Here is a 22,554-nt window from a genome sequence, read left to right on the forward strand (position 1 = left end):
TCATGCTGCAACCAGCACGCAGAAAGTATCGTAAAGAGCAGAAAGGCCGTAACACCGGTATTTCGCATAGCCGCGGCACCGCCGTGTCGTTTGGCGAATTCGGTCTGAAGGCAGTTGCGCGCGGTCGTATCACTGCGCGTCAAATTGAAGCGGCGCGTCGTGCAATGACGCGTCACATCAAGCGCGGTGGCCGTATCTGGATCCGTATTTTCCCAGACAAACCGATTTCGAACAAACCGGCTGAAGTTCGTATGGGTAACGGTAAAGGTAATCCTGAGTACTACGTCGCTGAAATTCAGCCAGGTAAAGTACTGTACGAAATGGATGGCGTTGATGAAGCGCTGGCACGGGAAGCATTCCGTCTTGCCGCCTCTAAACTGCCACTGGCGACGACGTTTGTCATCCGCCAAGTCGGCCAATAATTGGAGTTGTATATGAAAGCATCTGAACTCCGCGGCAAGGACCAGCCAGCTCTGCAAAAAGAGCTGAATGACCTGTTGAAGGCACAGTTCGGCCTGCGCATGCAAATCGCTACGCAGCAGCTGAGCAACACTTCGCAGCTCAAGAAGGTACGCCGCGATATCGCGCGTGTGAAGACGGTAATGAATCTGAAGGAAGCCAAATGAACGAACCAGTGAAACAGTCGCTCAAGCGCACGCTGATCGGTAAAGTGGTTTCGGACAAGATGGACAAGACCGTTACTGTTCTGATCGAGCGCCACGTAAAACATCCTTTGTATGGCAAGATCATCATGCGCTCGAACAAGTATCACGCGCATGACGAGACCAACCAAGTCAAGGCCGGTGATACGGTCGAGATCCAGGAAGGTCGCCCGATCTCCAAAACGAAGGCATGGACGGTGACACGTGTGGTTCAAGCCGCACCAACCGTTTAAATAAAAACCACCGTTTCGGCGGTGGGTTTTAATTAGTACTTGCAGGCCCGCAAATTGTATGTAATACTTGCGGGCTTCGTTCATGTAACGCCGCAAAGTGTCTGGCCACAGACAGTAGCATTCGCGGTCAGTTGATGTATGAAGGTCATGCACCCAAACAGTGAAGCCCAGCAGGGCGGCTCTGGCGGGACCAAGACTGACCGTGGGTCTACATTGTGTGGATTCTTCGGCTTAAGTTGGGAAAGAGAATACTATGATTCAAACTGAAAGCCGGCTCGAAGTGGCTGACAATACCGGTGCCAAAGAAGTAATGTGCATCAAGGTATTGGGCGGCTCCAAGCGCCGTTATGCTGGCATTGGCGATGTGATCAAGGTAACCGTTAAGGTTGCTGCGCCACGTGGCCGTGTCAAAAAAGGTGAAATTTATAACGCCGTGGTTGTGCGCACCGCTAAAGGTGTTCGCCGCCAAGACGGTTCCCTGGTGAAGTTCGACGGCAATGCCGCCGTTCTGTTGAACGCCAAGTTGGAGCCGATCGGTACCCGTATTTTTGGACCTGTCACACGCGAACTGCGTACTGAGAAGTTCATGAAAATCGTGTCCCTGGCACCGGAAGTCCTGTAAGGAGTCGTAATGGATAAGATTCGTAAAAACGACGAAGTCATCGTTCTGACCGGGAAAGACAAGGGCAAACGTGGTGTGGTACAGCAGCGTATCGATGCTGAACATATCGTGGTTGACGGCATTAACATCGCTAAAAAAGCGACTAAGCCAAACCCGATGACTGGCGTAACTGGTGGTATCGTCGATAAGACCATGCCAATTCACGTGTCCAACGTTGCATTGTTTAATGCAGCGACTGGCAAGGCAGATCGCGTGGGTTTCAAAGAAGTGGATGGCAAAAAAGTCCGCGTCTTTAAATCCTCCGGCGAAGTAGTGAAGGCTTAAGAAATCATGGCACGTCTCCAAGAATTCTATAAAGAAAAAGTCGTTGCCGACCTGACCAGCAAGTTTGGTTACAAGTCGGTAATGGAAGTTCCACGCCTGACCAAAATCACCCTGAACATGGGTGTTGGTGAGGCAATCGCGGATAAAAAAGTTCTCGAGCACGCAGTTGCTGACTTGACCAAGATCGCCGGCCAGAAGCCAGTGACCACCAAGTCCCGCAAAGCGATCGCAGGCTTCAAAATCCGTGAAGGTTACCCGATCGGTACGATGGTCACCCTGCGCGGCGCTCGCATGTACGAGTTCCTGGATCGCTTCATTACCGTGGCTCTGCCGCGCGTACGCGATTTCCGTGGTGTGAACGGCCGTGCATTTGATGGTCGTGGTAACTACAACATCGGTGTCAAGGAACAGATCATTTTCCCTGAAATCGAATACGACAAGATTGACGCGTTGCGCGGTATGAATATCAGCATCACGACAACCGCTAAGACCGATGACGAAGCCAAAGCTTTGCTCGCCGCCTTTAAATTCCCTTTCAGGAACTGATCATGGCCAAACTGTCACTGATTAATCGTGAGATCAAGCGTGCTGACCTGGTGGCGAAATTCGCCCCTAAGCGCGAAGCTCTCAAGGCCATCGTCGATGATCAATCGAAATCGGAAGAAGAGCGCTACGAAGCTCGCCTGAAATTGCAGGCGCTGCCACGTAACTCGAACCCGACGCGTCAACGTAACCGTTGCGCCATCACTGGTCGTCCGCGCGGCACATTCCGTAAATTCGGTCTGGGTCGTATCAAGCTCCGTGAATTCGCCATGCGTGGTGAAATTCCGGGTATGACAAAAGCAAGCTGGTAATAGGAGAATATGCAATGAGTATGAGCGATCCTATCGCCGATATGCTGACCCGCATTCGCAATGCACAAGGCGTGCAAAAGACGACCGTGGCTATGCCATCGTCGAAAGTCAAAATTGCGATTGCCAGCGTCCTGAAGGACGAGGGTTACATTGAAGATTTCGCTGTTACCGAAGCTGGTGGCAAAGCGGAACTGAAAATCGGTTTGAAGTATTATGTTGGCCGTCCCGTTATTGAGCGCTTGGAGCGCGTGTCCCGTCCGGGTCTGCGCGTCTACAAGGGTAAAGACGAGATCCCTGTTGTGATGAATGGCTTGGGTGTGGCGATCGTGTCGACTCCGCAAGGCGTCATGACTGACCGCAAAGCACGCGCTACCGGTGTCGGCGGCGAAGTTATTTGCTACGTGGCTTAAGGAGTTACACATGTCTCGAGTAGCTAAAATGCCTATCGTAGTGCCAGCTGGCGCCGAAGTCGCCATCTCCGCACAAGCGATCACCGTAAAAGGCCCGCTGGGCGTACTTTCCCAGGCCCTCACCGGTCAGGTTAAAGTGGAAAACAATGCAGGAACCCTGAGTTTCGACGTGGCAGACGACAGCCGCGAAGCCAATGCCATGTCCGGCACGCTGCGCGCACTGGTCAACAACATGGTTGTTGGCGTCACCAAGGGTTTCGAGAAAAAGCTGAACCTGGTAGGCGTGGGTTACAAGGCGCAAGCTCAAGGCGACAAGCTGAATCTGTCCCTGGGTTTCTCGCACCCTGTAGTGCATGACATGCCAGCTGGCGTTACCTGCGCAACACCAACCCCGACCGAGATCCTGATTAAAGGTATCGACCGTCAACAGGTTGGCCAGGTAGCCGCTGAAGTTCGTGCTTACCGCGCTCCTGAGCCTTATAAAGGCAAGGGCGTTCGCTATGCGGACGAAGTGGTTAAGCTTAAAGAAACCAAGAAGAAGTAATTAGGGGCTGACGATGGATAAGAAAGAATCACGGCTTCGCCGCGGACGCCAAACCCGCATCAAGATTGCGGAATTGAAAGTAAATCGCTTGTCGGTGCATCGCACCAACCTGCACATTTACGCTAACCTGATCAGCCCGGACGCTAAAGTTCTGGTTTCGGCCTCGACGGCTGAAGCGGAAGTTCGCGCTGAACTGGCAGGCCAATCCGGCAAAGGCGGCAATGCCGCTGCTGCAGCCTTGATCGGCAAGCGCGTCGCTGAAAAAGCGTTGAAAGCAGGAATTACCGAAGTTGCGTTCGACCGCTCCGGTTTCCGTTACCACGGCCGTGTGAAAGCGTTGGCAGAAGCCGCACGCGAAGCCGGTCTGAAGTTCTAAGGATCAATCATGGCAAAAATGCAAGCAAAAATGCAAAGCGACAAGCCGGATGATGGCATGCGCGAAAAAATGATCGCGATCAACCGCGTGACCAAAGTGGTCAAGGGTGGTCGTATCATGGGTTTCGCCGCGCTGACCGTAGTTGGTGATGGCGATGGCCGCGTCGGCATGGGCAAGGGCAAATCGAAAGAAGTGCCAGTTGGCGTGCAGAAGGCAATGGAAGAAGCCCGTCGCAACCTGATCAAAGTACCGCTCAAAAACGGTACCTTGCATCACACGGTTGTTGGTCGTCACGGCGCCTCCAAGGTCCTGATGAACCCAGCTAAGCCTGGTACTGGCGTTATCGCTGGTGGCGCAATGCGCGCTATCTTCGAAGTGATGGGCGTGACGGACGTAGTGGCGAAATCCACCGGTTCGAACAACCCATACAACCTGGTACGCGCTACGCTGGACGGCCTGTCGAAAATGAGCACTGCTTCCGATATCGCTGCCAAACGCGGCAAGTCGGTCGAAGACATTCTGGCTTAAGGTGGACAAAATGACAAACACAGTCAAAGTGCAATTGGTCAAGGGCTTGATCGGTACGCGCGAATCGCATCGCGCTACCGTGCGCGGTCTGGGTCTGCGTCGTGTAAATTCGGTTTCCGAATTGCAAGACACCCCATCCGTACGCGGCATGATCAATAAAGTATCGTATCTCGTTAAAGTTGTCGGGTAAGCCTTCGGGCTTACACGAACGGAGCAAATCATGGAATTGAATACTATTGCACCAGCCGAAGGCGCTAAGCACTACAAGCGTCGCGTCGGTCGCGGTATCGGCTCCGGCCTGGGTAAAACCTCGGGTCGTGGTCACAAGGGTCAGAAATCGCGTTCGGGCGGCTTTCATAAAGTCGGTTTCGAAGGCGGTCAGATGCCTCTGCAACGCCGTCTGCCTAAGCGCGGTTTCAAATCGATGCACGCAACCTTCAAAGCTGAAGTGCGCCTGTCCGATCTGAACAACCTGGCTGTTGGCGATGTCGACATTCTGGTCTTGAAGCAAGCTGGCGTTCTGGGCGTGTTGGCCCGTGACGTGCGCGTGATCTTGTCCGGCGAAATCACCAAAGCGGTGAATTTGAAGGGCTTGAAAGTGTCCGCTGGCGCGAAAGCAGCCATCGAAGCAGCCGGCGGCTCGGTAGCCTGAGTTGACCGCTAACAGCTTGATCGGAGCGAAAATTGGCGACTAATCCACAACTTGCTAAAAGTGCAGCGGCCGGTTTCCCTTGGGGACGGCTCTGGTTTTTGCTTGGCGCATTGGTGGTTTATCGTATCGGTGCTCACGTCCCGGTTCCCGGGATTGACCCGACACAATTAGCCTCGCTGTTCAAGGAGCACGAAGGCGGCGTCCTGGGCATGTTTAACATGTTCTCGGGCGGTGCCTTGTCTCGTTTTACAGTGTTTGCGCTGGGCATCATGCCTTATATCTCGGCCTCGATCATCATGCAATTGCTGTCGATCGTGTCACCGCAGATGGAAGCGTTGAAAAAAGAAGGCGAAGCAGGTCGTCGCAAGATCACCCAGTACACCCGGTATTTCACGGTTGCCCTGGCACTGTTTCAAGCGTTAGGCATTGCAGTCGCACTGGAGTCGCAAGCTGGTCTGGTGTTGGAACCTGGTCTTGCATTCCGCTTCGTAACGGTCGTCACTTTGTTGACCGGAACAATGTTTTTGATGTGGTTGGGTGAGCAAATTACCGAGCGTGGTTTAGGTAATGGCATCTCGATCATCATTTTTGCCGGGATTGCAGCAGGTCTGCCGTCGGCGTTGGGTGGTTTGTTCACTCAGGTGTCGAATGGTTCGATCGGCAGCTTCAGCGCGATTTTCATCGTGATTCTGGTAGCACTGGTAACGTACTTCGTTGTATTTGTCGAACGTGGTCAGCGCAAAATATTGGTCAACTATGCGAAGCGCCAGGTAGGCAACAAGATTTATGGCGGTCAAACCAGCCATTTGCCGTTGAAGCTGAACATGGCCGGCGTGATCCCGCCGATCTTTGCTTCTTCGATCATCTTGTTCCCGGCCACTATCGTGGACTGGTTTTCAAAGGGCGCCGACAACGCTAACCCTGCGGTGCGGTTCTTGAAAGATTTGGCAGCATCGATGGGGCCTGGTGAGCCTATCCATGCGCTGTTGTACGCAGTGGCGATCGTGTTTTTCTGTTTCTTCTATACAGCGCTGGTATTTAACAGCAAGGAAACAGCGGATAACTTGAAGAAAAGCGGTGCGTTCATTCCCGGGATTCGTCCAGGCGAGCAGACAGCCCGTTACATCGACAAGATCCTGACACGCTTGACACTTGCCGGCGCAGTCTACATCACCCTGGTGTGTTTATTGCCGGAATTTATGCAAGCCCAGTGGAAAGTACCATTCTATTTCGGCGGTACTTCTTTATTGATTATTGTAGTTGTCACCATGGATTTCATGGCGCAAGTACAGAACTACGTGATGTCGCAGCAATATGATTCGCTGCTGCGCAAAGCAAACTTCAAGGGCGGAATTCCGACGCGTTAAGCGCGGTAAACATACCGAATGGCAAAAGACGACGTCATACAGATGCAGGGCGAGATTCTTGAGAATCTCCCAAATGCAACATTTCGAGTGAAGCTGGAGAACGGACACGTGGTGCTCGGGCATATTTCAGGTAAAATGCGGATGAATTATATTCGCATTCTCCCTGGAGACAAGGTGACGGTAGAGTTAACGCCGTATGACCTGAGCCGAGCCCGCATTGTGTTCCGTACCAAGTAACACACTGAATCAAACCAAAGAAGCGAAAGAAAGAGCCCAAAAATGAAAGTTCTCGCATCAGTCAAGCGGATCTGCCGCAACTGCAAGATCATCAAGCGCAAAGGCGTAGTCCGCGTAATCTGCGTGGAACCACGTCACAAGCAGCGTCAAGGTTAATCGAGGAATAACAAATGGCACGTATTGCAGGGGTTAATATCCCAAATCATCAGCATACCGTTATCGGCCTGACGGCCATCTACGGTGTGGGCCGTCCACGCGCAGAGAAAATCTGTGCATCGACCGGTGTAGCAACCAACAAAAAGATCAAAGATCTGGATGACAGCGAACTGGAAAAACTGCGCGATGAAGTAGGTAAATTCATCGTCGAAGGCGATCTGCGTCGTGAATTGTCCATGAACATCAAGCGTTTGATGGATCTGGGTTGCTACCGCGGCATGCGTCATCGTAAGGGTCTGCCTTGCCGTGGCCAGCGTACGCGTACGAACGCACGTACCCGCAAGGGACCGCGTAAAGCCGCTCAATCGCTGAAAAAATAATCCGCTAGGGAATAATTATGGCTAAGTCGCAAAATAACGCCGCATCAGCACGCGTGCGTAAAAAAGTTAAAAAGAACGTCGCTGAAGGCATTGCACATGTCCACGCTTCGTTCAATAACACCATCATTACCATCACCGATCGTCAAGGCAATGCCTTGTCGTGGGCTACCTCCGGCGGTGCAGGCTTTAAGGGTTCGCGTAAATCGACCCCGTTCGCAGCGCAGGTCGCCGCGGAAGCCGCTGGTAAAGTGGCTGTTGAGTGTGGCGTTAAGAACCTGGAAGTACGTATCAAGGGCCCAGGTCCTGGTCGTGAATCCGCCGTTCGCGCGCTGAACAACCTGGGCATCAAGATCACCGAGATCCAGGACGTGACGCCGGTACCGCACAACGGTTGCCGTCCACCGAAGCGTCGTCGTATCTAAGATAGTGTTGCAGAGGGCGCTTCGGCGCCAGCTGCTTTGCTATCTGTTGTAACTCAGTACAGTTGTGTGAAAACGCTGGAGCAGGGAGCCGGAAACGGTTATACTGCCCGGCTGTTCTTGCCTGTCAAATTCAATTTGACGGGTTTTTCGTTTTCAGCCACCGTCTGATTGAAACCAAATCAGACTAGCGCCTAACCGCATCAGTGTGTTTGATCATGCATGTGGCTGGGGCGTTATCATTAAAAAAAGGAAGCATCGTGGCACGTTATATCGGACCTAAAGCAAAACTCTCCCGCCGTGAAGGTACTGACCTGTTCCTGAAGAGCGCCCGTCGCTCGCTGGACAGCAAGTGCAAACTGGACGTCAAACCAGGCCAGCACGGTGTTAAATCCGGCGCCCGCACCTCGGACTACGGTAACCAACTGCGCGAAAAGCAAAAAGTAAAGCGCATGTACGGCGTGCTGGAACGTCAATTCCGCCGCTACTTCGCTGAAGCAGACCGTCGTAAAGGCAACACCGGCGAAACGCTGTTGAAGTTGCTGGAAACGCGTCTGGACAACGTTTGCTACCGCATGGGCTTTGGTTCGACCCGCGCTGAAGCGCGTCAATTGGTCAGCCACAAAGCGTTCACCGTGAACGGTATCGTTGTCAACATCGCTTCGTACGCGGTCAAAGTTGGCGACATCGTTGCTGTTCGTGAAAAATCGAAAAAGCAAGTGCGTATCGTTGAAGCGCTGTCGCTGGCCGAACAAGTTGGTATGCCTAGCTGGGTTTCGGTTGATGCCAAGAAAATGGAAGGCACCTTCAAGTCCCTGCCAGAGCGTAACGAAATCGCTAACGACGTCAACGAATCGCTGATCGTCGAGCTGTACTCGCGTTAATAGTAGTTAGCACCATCTCCGCCCACTCAATTCAAATGAGTGGGCGTTTTACTAATGCCATCAGCCTTATCGGTGTAATGAGCCGAGGGTATTGAAAAGGACATTTCATGCAAAACAGTTTGTTAAAGCCACGTATTATCGATGTTGAAGCTCTCGGTCCAGGTCACGCCAAAGTCGTGATGGAGCCGTTCGAGCGCGGCTATGGCCACACATTGGGTAACGCGTTGCGCCGCGTTCTGCTGTCGTCGATGGTAGGCTACGCGCCGACCGAAGTGACGATCGCTGGCGTCGTCCACGAATATTCCTCCCTCGATGGCGTGCAAGAAGACGTCGTCGATCTGTTGCTGAACTTGAAGGGTGTGGTTTTCAAAGTCCACAACCGCGATTCGGTAACCCTGACGCTGAAAAAAGAAGGCGAAGGCGCGATCCTGGCCTCCGATATCGACCTGCCGCATGACGTCGAACTGATCAACCCTGACCACGTGATCGCCCACCTGACCGCCGGTGGCAAGCTGGACATGCAGATCAAGGTTGAAAAAGGCCGCGGCTACGTTCCTGGTAACGTGCGTCGTCTGTCGGAAGACACGAACAAGACCATCGGCCGCATCATCCTTGATGCGTCGTTCTCGCCAGTGCGTCGTGTATCGTACTTCGTTGAATCGGCTCGCGTTGAACAGCGTACCGACCTGGATAAGCTGATCATCAACATCGAAACCAACGGCGTGATCTCGCCGGAAGAAGCGATCCGCCAGTCGGCCCGCGTCCTGGTGGACCAGTTGAATGTGTTCGCTGCCCTGGAAGGCACGGAAGCTGCCGCCGAAGCGCCATCGCGCGCTCCGCTGGTCGATCCTATCCTGTTGCGTCCAGTCGACGATCTGGAGTTGACCGTGCGTTCGGCTAACTGCCTGAAAGCGGAAAACATCTACTACATCGGCGACCTGATCCAACGTTCGGAAAACGAACTGCTGAAAACGCCAAATCTGGGCCGCAAGTCCCTGAACGAAATCAAGGAAGTGCTGGCATCGCGCGGCTTGACCTTGGGCATGAAGCTGGAAAACTGGCCGCCTGCAGGCCTGGAAAAGTAATTAGTCTTTGTAGCAAACTGCCTGGGACAGGTGTCCCAAGCTTTTATTTTGAAGCACCAAACCGGCCCGCGATGTTGCATTAGCTTCATCGATCGAAGAGCTGGAATTTAAACACTCACCGAAAGGATTTATCATGCGTCACGGTCACGGCCTCCGTAAACTGAATCGTACTTCGTCCCACCGTCTGGCAATGCTGCGCAACATGACAGTATCGCTGCTGCGTCACGAAGCGATCAAAACCACCCTGCCAAAAGCAAAAGAACTGCGCCGCGTTGTCGAGCCAATTCTGACCTTGGGCAAAACTGACTGCCTGGCAAACAAGCGTCTGGCTTTCAACCGCCTGCGCGATCGTGAAATGGTCTTGAAGTTGTTCGCTGAACTGGGCCCACGTTACGCCAACCGTAACGGCGGCTATGTGCGTATCCTGAAAATGGGTTTCCGCGTCGGCGATAACGCTCCTATGGCGTTCGTTGAACTGATGGATCGTCCAGATACGACCGAAGCAGTTGAAATCGCTGGCGAGTAATCCCAGTAATTGCATCTAAGAAAGCCAGGCCTAGCCTGGCTTTTTTGTTTTCTGCTGCAGCTATCCTTTCAGCGGTGTACTATTCTTCTTTCGCGCCGGCCCGGCACAAGCGCTGCCTGCTCCGCGCGTCCTCTGTCGAATGGTCGAAAAGGTAGTTCATGTCCCGTTTCTCCTCCAGCGCCACTGCGCGCGTCGCGCCACGCCATCCTTTCCTCACTTGGTTTGCTGCCGGTTTTTTCCTGTTGATTGCCGTTTTTGGTGCCGGCCATGCTCGCGCCGACGATGAATTCCTCGATCCCGAGCTGGCTTTCAAGTTTTCAGCGCGCATGCAGGACCCGTCCACCATCGCCGTCACCTATGTGATTGCCGATGGCTACTATATGTATCTCGAGGGCTTCAAGTTCGACGCTGCGGGCGCCAAGCTGGGTAAGCCCGTGTATCCAGCTGGCAAGGTCAAGTTTGACGAGACGTTCCAGAAAAACGTGGAAACGTTTCGCAAGACTCTCACCATCACGATTCCCGTCCAGGCGGTCGGCCCCTTTACCTTGAAGGCGACGGGACAGGGCTGCTCTGACAAGGGCCTGTGCTATGCGCCGCAGGATGCCACGGCCCAGCTGGTGGGCGGTAGCGGCGGACAGAGCATGGCACCGGGCGGCGTGGCGTCGAAGTTTGCCCTGCCGGCCGCGCCGGCAGTCGATATGGCAGCCGTCAACGGTCCGCAGGCGCAAGCGTCGCCGGGTGTGTCCGTGATGAGCATCCCTGATCCCGCCATCACGGCTGTGTCCGATCCGGTGTCTGAGGCCGCCATGGCGGCAAGCCCGGCGCCGGCGCAAAATGAGCTGGGCAAGATCGAGTCAGCGCTGAAGAGCGGCAAGCTGCTCGTCATCGTGCCCCTGTTCATGCTGCTGGGCTTGGGTCTGGCCTTTACTCCTTGCGTGCTGCCGATGGTGCCGATTTTGTCATCGATCATCATCGGCGATGGCACCAAGGTCAGCCGCTCGCGTGGCTTGCTGTTGTCGCTCACCTATGCGCTGGGCATGGCCATCGTCTACACGGCGCTGGGCGTGGCGGCCGGCCTGGCGGGCGAAGGCTTGGCGGCCAAGCTGCAAAATCCTTGGGTGCTGGGAGTTTTTGCCTTGCTGATGGCGGCCCTGGCGCTGTCGATGTTCGGCTTGTATGAGCTGCAAGTGCCGGCTTTCCTGCAGGGTAAGCTGACGTCCGTCTCGAATAAGCAATCGTCGGGTCGCCTGGCGGGCGTGTTTGTCATGGGCGCTATTTCTGCCCTGATCGTGGGGCCATGCGTGGCCGCGCCGCTGGCCGGCGCCTTGCTGTACATCAGCCAGACGCGCGACGTCGTCATCGGCGGCAGCGCGCTGTTCGCCATGGCCGTGGGCATGAGCGTGCCTTTGCTGTTGGTGGGCGTGTCGGCCGGCACTTTGTTGCCGCGTGCCGGCGCCTGGATGGATGCCGTCAAGCGCTTCTTTGGCGTGCTGCAACTGGGCGTGGCCTGGTGGCTGGTCTCGCCCGTGCTGCCGGGTGCCGTGCAAATGCTGGGCTGGATGCTGCTGTTAATCGCTTACGGTATGTATTTGCTGGTCGGCAAGAGCGGCGCGAAGAACGTTTGGGTGGCCAAGGCCTTCGGCCTGGTGTTTGCCGTGCTGGGCGTGCTGCAACTGGTTGGCGTGGCCAGTGGCGGTCGCGACCCGCTGGCGCCGCTGGCGCACCTGGGTGGTGGCCAGGTACATGCGCAACCGTTTACGCGCGTGAAAACCGTGGCGCAGCTCGACGCGGCGCTGGCGCAGCTGGGCGGCAAGCCAGCTTTGCTGGACTTTTATGCGGACTGGTGCGTGTCTTGCATCGAGATGGAAAAGCTGACTTTTGTCGATCCCGCCGTGCGCGAGAAGATGGGGCAAGCCGTGTTGCTGCAAGTGGACGTGACGGCCAATGACGCCGACGACAAGGCCATGCTGAAGCGTTTCCAGCTGTTCGGCCCGCCTGGCATCATCATGTTCAACCCGCAGGGGCAGGAGATCGCCCAGTCGCGCGTGATTGGTTTCCAGAACGCAGCCACTTTCCTGACCTCGCTGCGCAAGCTCGGCGAGTAGGTCGGATTGGGTCCTTCGGGCCGTAATCCGACACCACCACGTTCAGCGGCAACAATGTTGTCTGATTAGGTCCTTCGGGCCGTAATCCGACACCACCACGTTCAGCGGCAACAATGTTGTCGGATTACGCGGCGTTCCGCCGCTAATCCGACCTACGCTCAGCCTGCTTTATGGTGGTCACCACGATGGCCGCCATGCATGCCGCCAGGCACGTTGTCATCAAATACTTTCTTTTGCTCCGGCGTCAGTACGGCATAGAAGGTTTTCAGCGAGGCCAAACGGCTTTCCTGGCCGACGATGCGTTCCTTCGACATGGCGATCCATTGCTCCATACGTTCCGGCGCCGACAGCTTGGCCATCGCTTCGTGCCTGGCCTTCCCGTCGCCCATCGGCTTGTTCGGCGCGTTGGCCGCCGTGAAGGCGGCCCAGGCTGGTTCCTGCGCGGCTGTCAGTTTCAGCTTGTCGTGCAGACGGGCTTGGTATTTCGCCATGCGTTCGGCGGGATTGCCGCTGCGGTGCTGGCCATGTTGGCCGCGTTGGCCATCATGTTGCATCTTGCTGCTGGGAGCAGGCGCGCTGATGGCCGCTTCCTGAGCGTGGACGGCCAGCGATGCCGCCCCCATGCCCAGTACGCTCATGGCGATGATGAAATTCTTGCGCAAGCTTGTCATTGAGGTGTTCATCTGGATTCCTTTGTAAAGTGAGGGATGTACATACTGCTGCACAGGCATCTATGTTGGCCGCGCCATGTTTCCCCGAAGTGTCCGCTGCCACACAGTTTGTATCGATATGTTTCTTCGGCTCGCCTATATACAAGACGATACAAATGCGTTGTGCAAGGGTGGGGGAAGTGGGGATAATTCGTACTATGGAACCCACTTCTACAATTCTCATCGTCGACGATGACCGCGACATCCGCAGCTTGCTGGCGGATTACCTGGAAACGAACGCCTATCGCACGCTGGGCGCGGCAGATGGCACGGCCATGTGGAAAATTCTCGACGAGACGCGGCCCGACCTGATCGTGCTCGATTTGAACCTGCCTGGCGACGACGGCCTGACCTTGTGCCGCAAGCTGCGCGCCCAATCGACGGTGCCGGTGATTATGTTGACGGCGCGCAATGAGCCGCTGGACCGCATCCTGGGCCTGGAAATGGGCGCCGACGATTATTTGCCGAAACCGTTCGAGCCGCGTGAATTGCTGGCGCGCATACGCAGCGTGTTGCGCCGCAGCCATGCGATGCCATCGAATGCGCCGTCCGACAAGGCACAGCAAATCCGTTTTTCCGGCTGGACCCTGGACTTGACGGCGCGCCACCTGCTCAATCCCAGCGGCCTGGTGATCATGCTGTCGGGCGCGGAATTTCGCTTGCTGCGCGTATTCCTGGAACACCCGAACCGCGTGCTCAACCGCGACCAGTTGCTCAACCTGACACAGGGGCGCGACGCCGACCCGTTCGATCGTTCTATCGATATCCAGATCAGTCGCCTGCGGCAAAAACTCGGTGAAGATGCCCGTTTGCCACAAATTATCAAGACCGTGCGCAATGGCGGCTACGTGCTGGCTGGGCAAGTTAACGTGGAGCCGCACGCGTGAAGGCTTTCCTGGGGTCGATGACGGGCCGTGTGTTCATGTTTCTGCTGATCGGCATCGTCGCTTCGGCCGCGCTGACGCAGTGGTTGGCTGTGGGCGAACGCCAGCGCGCCATTGAGCAATACCGCGACTACCACGCCGTCGAGCGGGCCGAGCAGCTGGTGATGGCGGCTGACGTGGTGCCGCTGGGGTCGCGCGCCGCTTACCTGAAAGTGGCCAACAAGGGCAGCGTGCGCCTGGAATTGCGTCCCGACACAGAGCCGGCATCCGGCGCAGCGACGGCGTTTTCCAGCGCCCTGCAAGCCAAGCTGGGCGAGGGCTTCAAGGTCAGCGCGCTGGCCGAACGCCCTCTTGCCTGCGTCAAGCCGCGCCAGTCGCCTGGCAAGTTCGGTGCCAAGCCATGGGGCGGCACTTGTGAAAACCTCGACGTGCGCATGCAGGACGGCCACGTGCTGCGCCTGATGGTATTGCCGCCACGCCAGCAGCCATCATTCAATGAACATAACGACTGGATGACCTTGCTGCCTTTCCTGATCAGCATTGCCATCCTCGCCTACCTGGTCACGCGCATGACCATGCGTCCGCTCAAGCAATTGGCGCAGGCGGCGAAAGACTTGGGCAACGACATCAACCATCCGCCGCTGACCTTGTCGGGTGCCAGCGAGATCCGCCAGGCCAGCGCCGCCTTCAATGCCATGCAGGCGCGCATACGCCAGCACATTTCCCAACGCACACAAATGCTGGCTGCTATCACGCATGATTTGCAAACCCCGCTGACGCGCCTGCGCCTGCGCCTGGAAAAGGTGGCCGATACCGAATTGTATGAGCGCCTGGTGGGTGACTTGTCGGCCATGCAGAGCATGGTCAAGGAAGGGCTCGACCTGGCCCGCTCGATGGATAGCACGGAAGCGATGCAGGCGCTCGACCTCGACTCCCTGCTTGACAGCGTTTGCTCGGACGCCGCCGATGCCGGCCAAAATGTGACCCTGGTCGGGCAGGCCGGCATGGCCTTGATGGCTCGTCCCATCGCCATGCAGCGTTGTCTGGTGAATTTGATCGACAATGCCGTCAAATATGGCCGGTACGCGCAGGTGAGCGTCGAGCGCCTCGACGGTGCGGCACGCATCCGTATCCGTGATGGCGGGCAAGGTATTGCGCCAGATCAACTGGCCAAGGTGTTCGAACCGTTTTACCGCATCGAGACTTCGCGTTCGCGTGAATCGGGCGGCACCGGTCTGGGCTTGACCATCGCACGCAATATCGCCGATCAGCATGGTGCCACGCTCTTGTTGGCCAATCATGTTGACGGTGGACTGGAAGTTACCCTGATCGTGCCAGAGTATTACGCCGGGAAGTAAGCTTTTCCATGCGACAATATTGTGCTTTATGCCCCCTGGCAACCACATTCAACCTGCAGCCTTGCGCTGCAACAGCGTGACAGAATAATGAAAAAGACTAGCTTGGCAATCCTCGTTGGTGCGGCCCTGTGTATCGGTGGCGGCATCTGGTATTTCAATCATCAGCCCGGCATGGCGGCCGATGCGCAAGATGGCAAAGGGGGCAAGGGCGGCAAGGGCGGACAGATGTCGACCACGGTGAGCGTCGTCGCGCCGCTGCGCCAGGATGTGCCTATGCTGTTGCAAGCGAATGGCAGCGTGATGCCGATCAGCAGCGTCGATCTGCATCCGCAGACGACCAGCACGATTAGCAAGGTGCACATCCGCGAAGGCCAGTTCGTCAAGCAGGGAGAGCTGATGTTTACGCTCGATGCGCGCAGCGAGCACGCGAATGTCGACAAGGCGCAGGCGCAAGTGTTGCGCGACCGCGCCGCGGTACTCGATCTTGAACGTCAGCTCAAGCGCAGCCAGGATTTGCTGAGCAAGAACTTCATCGCCCAGGGCGCCGTGGACACCCTGCAAAGCGGACTCGATGCCGCGCGTGCCTTGCTGGCCGCCAGCCAGGCCGCCTTGCGCGCCGCCCAGGTCGACTCCAGCTACACCGTGCTGCGCGCGCCGCAGGGGGGGCGCGTGGGTGCCATCAGTGTCTACGCGGGCAGCCTGGTGCAGCCGAGCACGTCGCTGACCAGCATTACCCAGCTTGACCCGATCGATGTGGTCTTCAGCTTGCCGGAAAGCAGTCTGTCGGGTTTGCTGGCGGCGCAGAAGGCCGGTGAGGTGGCGGTCAAGGCGCTGCTGGCCGATGCCGGCGGCAAACAGCTCGATGGCAAACTGAACTTTATCGACAATGCCGTCGATCCCGCCACCGGCGTGATCAAGATCAAGGCCCGTTTCAATAATGCTGGCACCGACCTGTGGCCTGGTCAATATGTGCATACGCAGATGACCGTGCGCACGCTCAAGGATGCACTGGTGATCCCGCAAAATGCCATCATTATGAGTACCTCCGGTACCTTCGTGTACTCGATGGAGGCGGACAATACGGCCAAGATGCGCAAGATTGCCCGCGTGTATGCGTTCGGCCCGAATGCCGTCGTCACCGGATTGAACGGTGACGAAAAAGTCATCGTCGATGGCAAGCAAAACCTGCGTCCGGGTAGCAAGGTGCGCCTGGTGGAAAAACACAAGGCTGCCGATGGCGCCGCCGCACCGCAGGGCAAGCCAGCATGAATCTGTCCGAATTGAGCATTCGCCGCCCCGTGATGGTGGTGTTGCTGTCCCTCTCCATCATCCTCGCTGGCGTACTGGCCTATGGCCACATTCCCGTGGCGGCCTTGCCGAGCTATAACACACCCGTCATCAACGTCAGCGCCGATCTGGCCGGCGCCAGCCCGGAAACCATGGCCTCGTCGGTAGCCTTGCCGCTGGAGAAACAATTTTCCACCATTTCTGGCCTCAGCCTGATCACCTCCACGAGCACGCTGGGCAATACCTCGCTGACCCTGGAATTTGACGCCAGCATCAATGTCAACGAGGCGGCCGTCGACGTGCAGGCGGCCCTGCTGCGCGCGCAGCGCCAGTTGCCGACGGAAATGACGGATTTGCCGTCCTACCGCAAGGTCAACCCGGCCGATGCGCCCGTGCTGTTCATCCAGCTGACGTCGCCCTCGCTGAACTTGTCGGATCTGAATGACTATGCGGAAAACCTGATCGCGCCCAGCCTGTCGACCTTGCCTGGCGTAGCCCAGGTCATCGTGAATGGCCAGAAACGCTTTGCCGTGCGCGTGCGTGCGCGTGCCGACCTGATGAATGCGCGCAACCTGACGATGGACGAGCTGGCTGTTGCCTTGCGCACCTCGAACATAAATTCCCCGCTGGGCATCCTCGATGGTCCGAGCCAGACGCTGACCATCCAGGGCAATCCGCAGATGATGAAAGCGGCCGATTTTGCCGAACTTATCGTCGCGACGCGCAATGGCCAAGCCGTGCGTCTGAAAGACGTGGCCGAGGTGGAAGACAGTTTTCAATCGATCAAGGCCGTCGGCAGTTTCAATGGCGAGCGCTCGATCAGCCTGATGGTGCAGCGCCAACCGGACGCCAACACCGTGCAAGTAGTCGATGGCGTGCGCCGTTTGCTACCGGGCTTCAAGGAACAATTGCCCCAGTCGATACAGATCAGCCTAGTCAATGACCGCTCCGTCTCGATCCGAGAAGCCATCCACGACGTCAACCTGACCCTGGCCCTGACGGTGGTGCTGGTGGTGCTGGTGATCTTTCTGTTCCTGCACCGCGCGGCAGCGACCTTCATTCCGGCCGTCACCATGCCCATTTCCCTGCTCGGCGCCCTGGCCCTGCTGTACTGGCTCGGCTACAGCCTCGACAACGTTTCCCTGCTGGGCATTACGCTGGCCGTCGGCCTCGTCGTCGACGACGCCATCGTGGTGCTGGAAAACATCGTGCGCCATATCGAGATGGGCAAGAAGCCGATCCAGGCAGCCCTGGTGGGTGCCAAGGAGATGGGCTTCACCATCATCTCGATTTCCGTCTCGCTGGTGGCCGTATTCATTCCCATCTTCTTCATGCCGGGCGTGATCGGCTTGCTGTTCCATGAGTTCGCCGTCGTCGTCTCGCTGGCCGTGCTGGTGTCGGCCATCGTGTCGCTGACCCTGGTGCCGATGCTGGCCAGCCGCTTCCTGCCGGCCGATACGCGTGAACACAACGACAGCGACCCCACGCATGGCGAAAAGTCCTTCATCGGCCGCCACTTCGAGTCGGGTTTCACCGCATTGCGCAACGCTTACGTGCATTTGCTCGACAAGGCCCTGGCGCATCGCAACGTGGTGCTGTTGATCGCCGTGGCTACTTTTGCGCTGACGGTGTTGCTGTATGCCACGATTCCGAAAGGTTTCTTCCCCGAGGAAGACCTGGGCCAGATCCAGGTGAATACGGAAGCGTCGGAGGATATCTCCTCGGCGGCATTGCAAGACTTGCAGGCGCGCGTGGCAGCCGTGCTCAAGGCGGACCCTAGCGTGCAGGATGTGACCTCGTTCGTCGGCGGTGGTAACACGGGCCGCATGTTCATGGTCTTGAAGCCGCGCAGCGAACGGCCGAAAATGCCCGTGGTGCTGGAAAACCTGCGCCGTGCGACGAAGGCTGTGCCGGGCATGGCCGTGTATTTCCGCCCGGTGCAAAACTTGCAGCTGGGCGGACGCCAGAGCAAGAGCCGTTACCAGTACACTTTGCAAAGCGTCAGTCCCGATGCCTTGAATGACTGGGCGGAAAAGTTGATTGCAGGCATGCGCGCCGACCCTGCTTTCCGCGACGTCACCAGCGATTCGCAGATCAAGGGCTTGCAAGCGTCCCTGCGGATCGACCGTGACAAGGCCAATCTGCTGGGCGTGCAAATGTCCGATATCCGCACCGCCCTGTACAGCGCTTTTGGCGAGCGGCAGGTGTCGACCATCTATTCCTCGGCAGCGAGCTATTACGTGATCCTGGAAGCGGCCACGGCCGACCGCCAGTATGACGATGCACTCACGCGCGTGTCCGTGCGCAGCAAGACGGGCGCGCTGGTGAAACTGTCGAGTATTGCCTATGTGGAACGCACCATCGGTCCCACCGCCGTCAATCACCAGGGGCAGTTGCAGGCCGTCACGATCGCCTTCAACCTGGCGCCGGACGTGCCGCTCGGCATCGCTACGGGCAAGATCGACGTGATGGGCAAGGAAATGAGCTTGCCGGCCTCCATCATCACGCGTTACGGCGGCGACGCGGCCGTGTTCCAGGATTCGCAGGCGAGCCAGATTATGCTCATCATCGCCGCGCTGGCCGTGATCTATGTCTTGCTCGGTGTCCTGTATGAAAGCTATATCCACCCGCTGACCATCCTGGCCGGCTTGCCGTCGGCGGCCGTGGGCGCCTTGCTGACCTTGCGCCTGTTCGGCATGGACCTGACCATGATCGCCATCATTGGTATTTTGATGCTGATCGGTATCGTCAAGAAAAACGCCATCATGATGATCGACTTTGCCCTGCATGCGCAGCGCAATGAAGGGATGAGCCCGCCTGAGGCGATCCGCCAGGCTTGCATCTTGCGTTTCCGCCCCATCATGATGACGTCGGCGGCGGCCCTGATGGGCGCCTTGCCCATCGCCCTGGGCCTGGGCGCCGGCGCCGAACTGCGCCAACCGCTGGGCCTGGCCGTGGTCGGTGGCTTATTGTTTTCGCAAGTCATCACCCTGTTCATCACACCCGTCATCTATTTATTCCTCGATAAGTACAGCGGCACGGGGCCGGTGACGGACGCGCAATTGCTCGCGCTCGACAACAAGGCTTGAGCGTTTGCGCCAGCCGTGGCCGGCGCCCCATTCCTGCGTGAATGGGGCGCCGTTTTTGTATGGGCAGTGATACATACGGTAACAACCGTTAAGCGGCGGTTCGGGTACGCTGTTTGGCAGGGCAAGGAAGGCCGCTATCGTGTACGCTTCGGCTTGGAAATGCCGAGGAAGTGTTCCCAAAAGCGGGGGACTCTGGCACTATGGCTGCCCTGTAATGTTATTTCTTCGCTACACAGAAAGCATGATTCATTTTGCATGACATGACCCATTTGATGGCTGCCGATTCCGACGTTTGTCCCACTTGCGGACAAGTGATCCAGCCACCACCGGCCTACGGGTCCAGGACCAGTACCATGCGCAAGGTTGCGCTGGGCGTATCTGTCTTGCTGCACGTGTTGCTGGCGGCGTATGCTTTGTTTCGCAGCGACACGATCGACAAAATTCCGCCGCCGAAGAAGGAAAGCGCGATGGTCTATATCGCGCCGCTGAAGGACAAGCCGCAGCCGAAGCCGCAGCCGAAACCCACGCCGAAACCGAAGGACACGAAAGTAGCCAAGGTGAAACCGCCGCCGGCCCCGAGCAAGCGCGTGGTGAGCAAGGACGTACCGCGCGACAAGCCAAAACTGGAAACGTTCACGCCGCCGCTGGTGTCGAAAGTGCCGTTGCCGCCGCCGCCGGCCGAAGACATGAGCTCGATGATCGAACAGCGCCGCAAGCAGCGCGACGCGAACAATCCTGCGCCACCGGCCGAGGAAAGCGAGAACGACCGCGCCATGCGCGTGGCGAAGGCAAATATCGCCGGCGCGCAGGGACGCAATTCCGGCAGCGACCGCGAGGATTCGGGTGGCGTGTTTTCTATCGTCAACCAGAGCTCATTCAGCGCCGAAGTCAAGTTCAAGGGTTGGAATGGCAACTTCAAGCGCAATTGGCTGAAGCAGGAAAAAGTAGAACTGGGCAATGAACCCGATATCGAATCGGCCATTATCAAGAAGATGATCCAGCTGATCCGCGCCGAAAAACCCGGTGATTTTGTCTGGGAATCGCGGCGCCTCGGGCGCAACGTCAACCTCAGCGCCCGCGTGGAAGACACGGCCGAGCTGACTGCCTTCCTGCGCCAGGAATTCTTTTCGGAGAAGCGACCGGGGCCGGGCCGGCGCTAGACGCTGAGTGCAATAAAAAAGGCTGCACCGTGTGAATGAACGGGCAGCCTTTTTTTTACGCAGCGTTGATGTAGATCAAGCCGGTTTGTCGCTTTCTGGTTCGACGTCGTCTTCCATGTCGATCAATTCGACCATCTGGGCGGCGCCATCTTCGCTGATGCCCGCCAGTTCCATGATCTTGTCGTTGGCTTCGTCGATGCCGACGCGCTTCAAAGCCGAGAACAGTTGCACGGTGAATGGGAAGCCGATGCCGTCTTCATCGACATAGCTGTCGAGCTTGGCTTTCGCCTGGCGCAAGGCATTGACGGATTCATTACGGTTCAGCTTATCGACTTTGGTCAGGATGCAGTGGATCGGCTTGCCCGTTGGGGCGAACCATTCCAGCATCTGAATGTCCAGGTCGGTGAACGGACGGCGCGAATCCATGATCAGGATCAACCCGGCCAATTGCTCGCGGCGCTGCACGTAGTCACCCAGCAGGCGCTGCCAGTGCAATTTGGCCGAGCCCGAGACTTCCGCGTAGCCGTAGCCCGGCAAGTCGACCAGCAGGCATTCGATCTCTTCGACGATGGTGGCATCCTTGCGGTGCTGCGCCACGTGGGCGCCGCCGATGGAGAAGTAGTTGATGTGCTGGGTACGGCCAGGTGTCTTGGAGGCGAAGGCCAAGCCTTTCTGATTACACAAGATGTTGATGGCGGTCGATTTACCGGCATTGGAGCGGCCGGCAAAGGCGATTTCCGGCACCGTGGTATCGGGCAGGTCACGCAATTGGTTGACGGTCGTAAAGAAGCGGGCTTGCCAGAGTTTTGACATGGGAGTAGTAAAGCAACAAAAGGGAGCGATAAGGGAGCGAAAACGCCAAGAAGCTATTGTACAATAAGGGGTTGTTTATTGTTGCCGGCGTAGCAGCGATGCGGCTTGCGGCCCTGAAAATAATGCAAAAATCCACAGGGCGCGGCAATGTCCACCACTAATTTCTCACTGTCTCAGGGTGCCTGAATGAATCGTGCGTTTTCACCGTTTATCAAATCCATGCTGCTCGCTTTGCTGGCTGTATCGGCAACTGCTTCGGCGGTCGAAGCACCGAAACCGGTCGTCAATGTCGACGCTGCCAAGGGCGCTACCCTGTACGCCGATGGCGATGCGGCGCGCGGCTTGCCTGCCTGCGTATCGTGCCATGGCGCGGCTGGCAATTCGACCATCACGATCAATCCGAAGCTGGCCGGCCAGCACGAAAGCTACATCTACAAGCAACTGGTCGACTTCACCACGCCACAGCGTAACCAGCCCGTCATGACGACGTACGCGAAGATGCTCAGCGACGCCGACAAGAAGAATATCGCCGCCTACCTGGGCGCGCAGCTGTCCAAGCCGGGTGCCGCGAAGAACAAGGATACGATCGACCTGGGCAAGAAAATTTACCGTGCTGGCATTGCTTCCAAGCAAGTTGCTGCCTGCGCCAGCTGTCATGGCGCAACGGGCAATGGCATGCCCGTCCAGTATCCGCGCATCGCTGGCCAGCACCAGGATTACACGATGGCCCAGCTGACCATGTTCCGCAGCACCAAGGCCGATGCGCGCAAGAATAGCGCGCAAATGCACACCATTGCGGCGCGCATGTCGGATGACGAAATCGCCGCTGTCGCAGACTATATCGCCGGCCTGAAATAACTGCCATAGCGCTAATATTGCCCTAAGGGCA

General features: G+C 57.2%; 30 protein-coding genes. 28 read left to right on the top strand and 2 right to left on the bottom strand.

Going from position 1 to position 22,554, the window contains the following annotated elements:
- The first annotated feature begins 2 nt into the window (after nucleotides 1-2).
- From rplP to dsbD, 22 genes are all read left to right on the top strand, one after another.
- Entirely contained in the window at nucleotides 3-422 is a 420-nt protein-coding gene (gene rplP / locus H4V96_RS00980; RefSeq protein ID WP_010394411.1) for a 50S ribosomal protein L16, read from the top strand.
- A 12-nt stretch (nucleotides 423-434) separates the two neighbouring features.
- The gene (rpmC, locus tag H4V96_RS00985; protein ID WP_010394412.1) at nucleotides 435-626 is read left to right on the top strand and encodes a 50S ribosomal protein L29; all 192 of its coding nucleotides are present in this window, start codon (nucleotides 435-437) and stop codon (nucleotides 624-626) included.
- Nucleotides 623-895, top strand: a complete 273-nt coding sequence (gene rpsQ / locus H4V96_RS00990; RefSeq protein WP_010394415.1) for a 30S ribosomal protein S17 — start codon at nucleotides 623-625, stop codon at nucleotides 893-895. Before rpmC ends, rpsQ begins: the two co-directional genes overlap by 4 nt.
- Before the next feature lie 253 nt (nucleotides 896-1,148).
- Nucleotides 1,149-1,517: a 50S ribosomal protein L14 gene (gene rplN, locus H4V96_RS00995; protein ID WP_008444317.1), complete on the top strand. Its 369-nt coding sequence runs from the start codon at nucleotides 1,149-1,151 to the stop codon at nucleotides 1,515-1,517.
- 9 nt (nucleotides 1,518-1,526) lie between these two features.
- Entirely contained in the window at nucleotides 1,527-1,841 is a 315-nt protein-coding gene (gene rplX, locus H4V96_RS01000) for a 50S ribosomal protein L24 (RefSeq protein ID WP_010394419.1), read from the top strand.
- Nucleotides 1,842-1,847: 6 nt separating this feature from the next.
- Nucleotides 1,848-2,387: a 50S ribosomal protein L5 gene (gene rplE, locus H4V96_RS01005; RefSeq protein ID WP_010394421.1), complete on the top strand. Its 540-nt coding sequence runs from the start codon at nucleotides 1,848-1,850 to the stop codon at nucleotides 2,385-2,387.
- 2 nt (nucleotides 2,388-2,389) lie between these two features.
- Nucleotides 2,390-2,695 (top strand): 30S ribosomal protein S14, encoded by a 306-nt coding sequence (gene rpsN / locus H4V96_RS01010; protein WP_010394423.1) that lies wholly within the window; start codon nucleotides 2,390-2,392, stop codon nucleotides 2,693-2,695.
- Nucleotides 2,696-2,709: 14 nt separating this feature from the next.
- On the top strand, nucleotides 2,710-3,105 hold the full coding sequence (gene rpsH / locus H4V96_RS01015) for a 30S ribosomal protein S8 (RefSeq protein WP_010394425.1): 396 nt from the start codon (nucleotides 2,710-2,712) through the stop codon (nucleotides 3,103-3,105).
- A gap of 10 nt (nucleotides 3,106-3,115) precedes the next feature.
- Nucleotides 3,116-3,649, top strand: a complete 534-nt coding sequence (rplF, locus tag H4V96_RS01020) for a 50S ribosomal protein L6 (RefSeq protein ID WP_010394427.1) — start codon at nucleotides 3,116-3,118, stop codon at nucleotides 3,647-3,649.
- Nucleotides 3,650-3,662: 13 nt separating this feature from the next.
- Nucleotides 3,663-4,025: a 50S ribosomal protein L18 gene (rplR, locus tag H4V96_RS01025; RefSeq protein WP_010394431.1), complete on the top strand. Its 363-nt coding sequence runs from the start codon at nucleotides 3,663-3,665 to the stop codon at nucleotides 4,023-4,025.
- A gap of 9 nt (nucleotides 4,026-4,034) precedes the next feature.
- Nucleotides 4,035-4,553 carry a 30S ribosomal protein S5 gene (rpsE, locus tag H4V96_RS01030; protein ID WP_010394433.1) on the top strand — a complete coding sequence of 173 codons (519 nt, stop codon included), beginning with the start codon at nucleotides 4,035-4,037 and terminating at the stop codon, nucleotides 4,551-4,553.
- A gap of 10 nt (nucleotides 4,554-4,563) precedes the next feature.
- On the top strand, nucleotides 4,564-4,743 hold the full coding sequence (rpmD, locus tag H4V96_RS01035) for a 50S ribosomal protein L30 (protein ID WP_010394435.1): 180 nt from the start codon (nucleotides 4,564-4,566) through the stop codon (nucleotides 4,741-4,743).
- Between the two features lie 30 nt (nucleotides 4,744-4,773).
- On the top strand, nucleotides 4,774-5,205 hold the full coding sequence (rplO, locus tag H4V96_RS01040; RefSeq protein WP_034753211.1) for a 50S ribosomal protein L15: 432 nt from the start codon (nucleotides 4,774-4,776) through the stop codon (nucleotides 5,203-5,205).
- A 32-nt stretch (nucleotides 5,206-5,237) separates the two neighbouring features.
- A complete protein-coding gene (gene secY, locus H4V96_RS01045) occupies nucleotides 5,238-6,572 on the top strand; it encodes a preprotein translocase subunit SecY (protein WP_010394438.1) in 1,335 nt (444 codons plus the stop codon).
- Between the two features lie 18 nt (nucleotides 6,573-6,590).
- Nucleotides 6,591-6,809 carry a translation initiation factor IF-1 gene (gene infA / locus H4V96_RS01050; protein ID WP_005663428.1) on the top strand — a complete coding sequence of 73 codons (219 nt, stop codon included), beginning with the start codon at nucleotides 6,591-6,593 and terminating at the stop codon, nucleotides 6,807-6,809.
- Between the two features lie 42 nt (nucleotides 6,810-6,851).
- Entirely contained in the window at nucleotides 6,852-6,965 is a 114-nt protein-coding gene (rpmJ, locus tag H4V96_RS01055; RefSeq protein WP_010394471.1) for a 50S ribosomal protein L36, read from the top strand.
- Nucleotides 6,966-6,979: 14 nt separating this feature from the next.
- On the top strand, nucleotides 6,980-7,345 hold the full coding sequence (gene rpsM, locus H4V96_RS01060) for a 30S ribosomal protein S13 (protein WP_046681666.1): 366 nt from the start codon (nucleotides 6,980-6,982) through the stop codon (nucleotides 7,343-7,345).
- A gap of 17 nt (nucleotides 7,346-7,362) precedes the next feature.
- A complete protein-coding gene (gene rpsK, locus H4V96_RS01065; protein ID WP_010394475.1) occupies nucleotides 7,363-7,767 on the top strand; it encodes a 30S ribosomal protein S11 in 405 nt (134 codons plus the stop codon).
- 257 nt (nucleotides 7,768-8,024) lie between these two features.
- Nucleotides 8,025-8,648 (top strand): 30S ribosomal protein S4, encoded by a 624-nt coding sequence (gene rpsD, locus H4V96_RS01070; protein ID WP_010394478.1) that lies wholly within the window; start codon nucleotides 8,025-8,027, stop codon nucleotides 8,646-8,648.
- A gap of 107 nt (nucleotides 8,649-8,755) precedes the next feature.
- On the top strand, nucleotides 8,756-9,733 hold the full coding sequence (gene rpoA, locus H4V96_RS01075; RefSeq protein WP_010394480.1) for a DNA-directed RNA polymerase subunit alpha: 978 nt from the start codon (nucleotides 8,756-8,758) through the stop codon (nucleotides 9,731-9,733).
- Between the two features lie 133 nt (nucleotides 9,734-9,866).
- Nucleotides 9,867-10,259, top strand: coding sequence for a 50S ribosomal protein L17 (gene rplQ, locus H4V96_RS01080; RefSeq protein ID WP_010394482.1), 393 nt, complete (start codon nucleotides 9,867-9,869; stop codon nucleotides 10,257-10,259).
- 158 nt (nucleotides 10,260-10,417) lie between these two features.
- The gene (dsbD, locus tag H4V96_RS01085) at nucleotides 10,418-12,364 is read left to right on the top strand and encodes a protein-disulfide reductase DsbD (RefSeq protein ID WP_280720649.1); all 1,947 of its coding nucleotides are present in this window, start codon (nucleotides 10,418-10,420) and stop codon (nucleotides 12,362-12,364) included.
- A gap of 158 nt (nucleotides 12,365-12,522) precedes the next feature.
- Here dsbD and H4V96_RS01090 read toward each other — a convergent pair whose 3' ends face one another.
- Nucleotides 12,523-13,047, bottom strand: coding sequence for a Spy/CpxP family protein refolding chaperone (locus H4V96_RS01090; protein WP_196856301.1), 525 nt, complete (start codon nucleotides 13,045-13,047; stop codon nucleotides 12,523-12,525).
- 185 nt (nucleotides 13,048-13,232) lie between these two features.
- Between H4V96_RS01090 and H4V96_RS01095 the strand changes: the two genes are divergently transcribed.
- The 5 genes from H4V96_RS01095 to H4V96_RS01115 all read left to right on the top strand — a co-directional run bounded on the left by H4V96_RS01095 (nucleotide 13,233) and on the right by H4V96_RS01115 (nucleotide 20,852).
- Nucleotides 13,233-13,961 (top strand): response regulator, encoded by a 729-nt coding sequence (locus tag H4V96_RS01095; RefSeq protein WP_010394489.1) that lies wholly within the window; start codon nucleotides 13,233-13,235, stop codon nucleotides 13,959-13,961.
- Complete coding sequence (locus H4V96_RS01100) at nucleotides 13,958-15,316, top strand: ATP-binding protein (RefSeq protein ID WP_010394490.1); 1,359 nt, start codon at nucleotides 13,958-13,960, stop codon at nucleotides 15,314-15,316. Before H4V96_RS01095 ends, H4V96_RS01100 begins: the two co-directional genes overlap by 4 nt.
- Before the next feature lie 87 nt (nucleotides 15,317-15,403).
- A complete protein-coding gene (locus H4V96_RS01105; protein WP_196856300.1) occupies nucleotides 15,404-16,585 on the top strand; it encodes an efflux RND transporter periplasmic adaptor subunit in 1,182 nt (393 codons plus the stop codon).
- A complete protein-coding gene (locus H4V96_RS01110; RefSeq protein WP_196856299.1) occupies nucleotides 16,582-19,692 on the top strand; it encodes an efflux RND transporter permease subunit in 3,111 nt (1,036 codons plus the stop codon). Before H4V96_RS01105 ends, H4V96_RS01110 begins: the two co-directional genes overlap by 4 nt.
- A gap of 353 nt (nucleotides 19,693-20,045) precedes the next feature.
- Nucleotides 20,046-20,852 (top strand): hypothetical protein, encoded by an 807-nt coding sequence (locus H4V96_RS01115; protein ID WP_010394495.1) that lies wholly within the window; start codon nucleotides 20,046-20,048, stop codon nucleotides 20,850-20,852.
- Between the two features lie 75 nt (nucleotides 20,853-20,927).
- Here H4V96_RS01115 and yihA read toward each other — a convergent pair whose 3' ends face one another.
- A complete protein-coding gene (gene yihA / locus H4V96_RS01120) occupies nucleotides 20,928-21,665 on the bottom strand; it encodes a ribosome biogenesis GTP-binding protein YihA/YsxC (protein WP_010394496.1) in 738 nt (245 codons plus the stop codon).
- 186 nt (nucleotides 21,666-21,851) lie between these two features.
- Here yihA and H4V96_RS01125 point away from each other — a divergent pair, with 186 nt between their 5' ends.
- Nucleotides 21,852-22,523, top strand: coding sequence for a c-type cytochrome (locus tag H4V96_RS01125; protein ID WP_196856298.1), 672 nt, complete (start codon nucleotides 21,852-21,854; stop codon nucleotides 22,521-22,523).
- Nucleotides 22,524-22,554: the final 31 nt, after the last annotated feature.

It is taken from the genome of Janthinobacterium sp. CG_23.4, from assembly GCF_029892305.1.
Lineage (GTDB): Bacteria > Pseudomonadota > Gammaproteobacteria > Burkholderiales > Burkholderiaceae_D > Janthinobacterium > Janthinobacterium lividum_D.

Excerpts from the sequence above, each read along its gene's own strand:
- rplP (WP_010394411.1), top strand. The coding sequence starts at position 3 with ATGCTGCAACCAGCACGCAGAAAGTATCGTAAAGAGCAGAAAGGCCGT.
- rpmC (WP_010394412.1), top strand. The coding sequence starts at position 435 with ATGAAAGCATCTGAACTCCGCGGCAAGGACCAGCCAGCTCTGCAAAAA.
- rpsQ (WP_010394415.1), top strand. The coding sequence starts at position 623 with ATGAACGAACCAGTGAAACAGTCGCTCAAGCGCACGCTGATCGGTAAA.
- rplN (WP_008444317.1), top strand. The coding sequence starts at position 1,149 with ATGATTCAAACTGAAAGCCGGCTCGAAGTGGCTGACAATACCGGTGCC.
- rplX (WP_010394419.1), top strand. The coding sequence starts at position 1,527 with ATGGATAAGATTCGTAAAAACGACGAAGTCATCGTTCTGACCGGGAAA.
- rplE (WP_010394421.1), top strand. The coding sequence starts at position 1,848 with ATGGCACGTCTCCAAGAATTCTATAAAGAAAAAGTCGTTGCCGACCTG.
- rpsN (WP_010394423.1), top strand. The coding sequence starts at position 2,390 with ATGGCCAAACTGTCACTGATTAATCGTGAGATCAAGCGTGCTGACCTG.
- rpsH (WP_010394425.1), top strand. The coding sequence starts at position 2,710 with ATGAGTATGAGCGATCCTATCGCCGATATGCTGACCCGCATTCGCAAT.
- rplF (WP_010394427.1), top strand. The coding sequence starts at position 3,116 with ATGTCTCGAGTAGCTAAAATGCCTATCGTAGTGCCAGCTGGCGCCGAA.
- rplR (WP_010394431.1), top strand. The coding sequence starts at position 3,663 with ATGGATAAGAAAGAATCACGGCTTCGCCGCGGACGCCAAACCCGCATC.
- rpsE (WP_010394433.1), top strand. The coding sequence starts at position 4,035 with ATGGCAAAAATGCAAGCAAAAATGCAAAGCGACAAGCCGGATGATGGC.
- rpmD (WP_010394435.1), top strand. The coding sequence starts at position 4,564 with ATGACAAACACAGTCAAAGTGCAATTGGTCAAGGGCTTGATCGGTACG.
- rplO (WP_034753211.1), top strand. The coding sequence starts at position 4,774 with ATGGAATTGAATACTATTGCACCAGCCGAAGGCGCTAAGCACTACAAG.
- infA (WP_005663428.1), top strand. The coding sequence starts at position 6,591 with ATGGCAAAAGACGACGTCATACAGATGCAGGGCGAGATTCTTGAGAAT.
- rpmJ (WP_010394471.1), top strand. The coding sequence starts at position 6,852 with ATGAAAGTTCTCGCATCAGTCAAGCGGATCTGCCGCAACTGCAAGATC.
- rpsM (WP_046681666.1), top strand. The coding sequence starts at position 6,980 with ATGGCACGTATTGCAGGGGTTAATATCCCAAATCATCAGCATACCGTT.
- rpsK (WP_010394475.1), top strand. The coding sequence starts at position 7,363 with ATGGCTAAGTCGCAAAATAACGCCGCATCAGCACGCGTGCGTAAAAAA.
- rpoA (WP_010394480.1), top strand. The coding sequence starts at position 8,756 with ATGCAAAACAGTTTGTTAAAGCCACGTATTATCGATGTTGAAGCTCTC.
- rplQ (WP_010394482.1), top strand. The coding sequence starts at position 9,867 with ATGCGTCACGGTCACGGCCTCCGTAAACTGAATCGTACTTCGTCCCAC.
- dsbD (WP_280720649.1), top strand. The coding sequence starts at position 10,418 with ATGTCCCGTTTCTCCTCCAGCGCCACTGCGCGCGTCGCGCCACGCCAT.
- H4V96_RS01090 (WP_196856301.1), bottom strand. The coding sequence starts at position 13,047 with ATGAACACCTCAATGACAAGCTTGCGCAAGAATTTCATCATCGCCATG.
- H4V96_RS01095 (WP_010394489.1), top strand. The coding sequence starts at position 13,233 with ATGGAACCCACTTCTACAATTCTCATCGTCGACGATGACCGCGACATC.
- H4V96_RS01105 (WP_196856300.1), top strand. The coding sequence starts at position 15,404 with ATGAAAAAGACTAGCTTGGCAATCCTCGTTGGTGCGGCCCTGTGTATC.
- H4V96_RS01110 (WP_196856299.1), top strand. The coding sequence starts at position 16,582 with ATGAATCTGTCCGAATTGAGCATTCGCCGCCCCGTGATGGTGGTGTTG.
- H4V96_RS01115 (WP_010394495.1), top strand. The coding sequence starts at position 20,046 with ATGCGCAAGGTTGCGCTGGGCGTATCTGTCTTGCTGCACGTGTTGCTG.
- yihA (WP_010394496.1), bottom strand. The coding sequence starts at position 21,665 with ATGTCAAAACTCTGGCAAGCCCGCTTCTTTACGACCGTCAACCAATTG.
- H4V96_RS01125 (WP_196856298.1), top strand. The coding sequence starts at position 21,852 with ATGAATCGTGCGTTTTCACCGTTTATCAAATCCATGCTGCTCGCTTTG.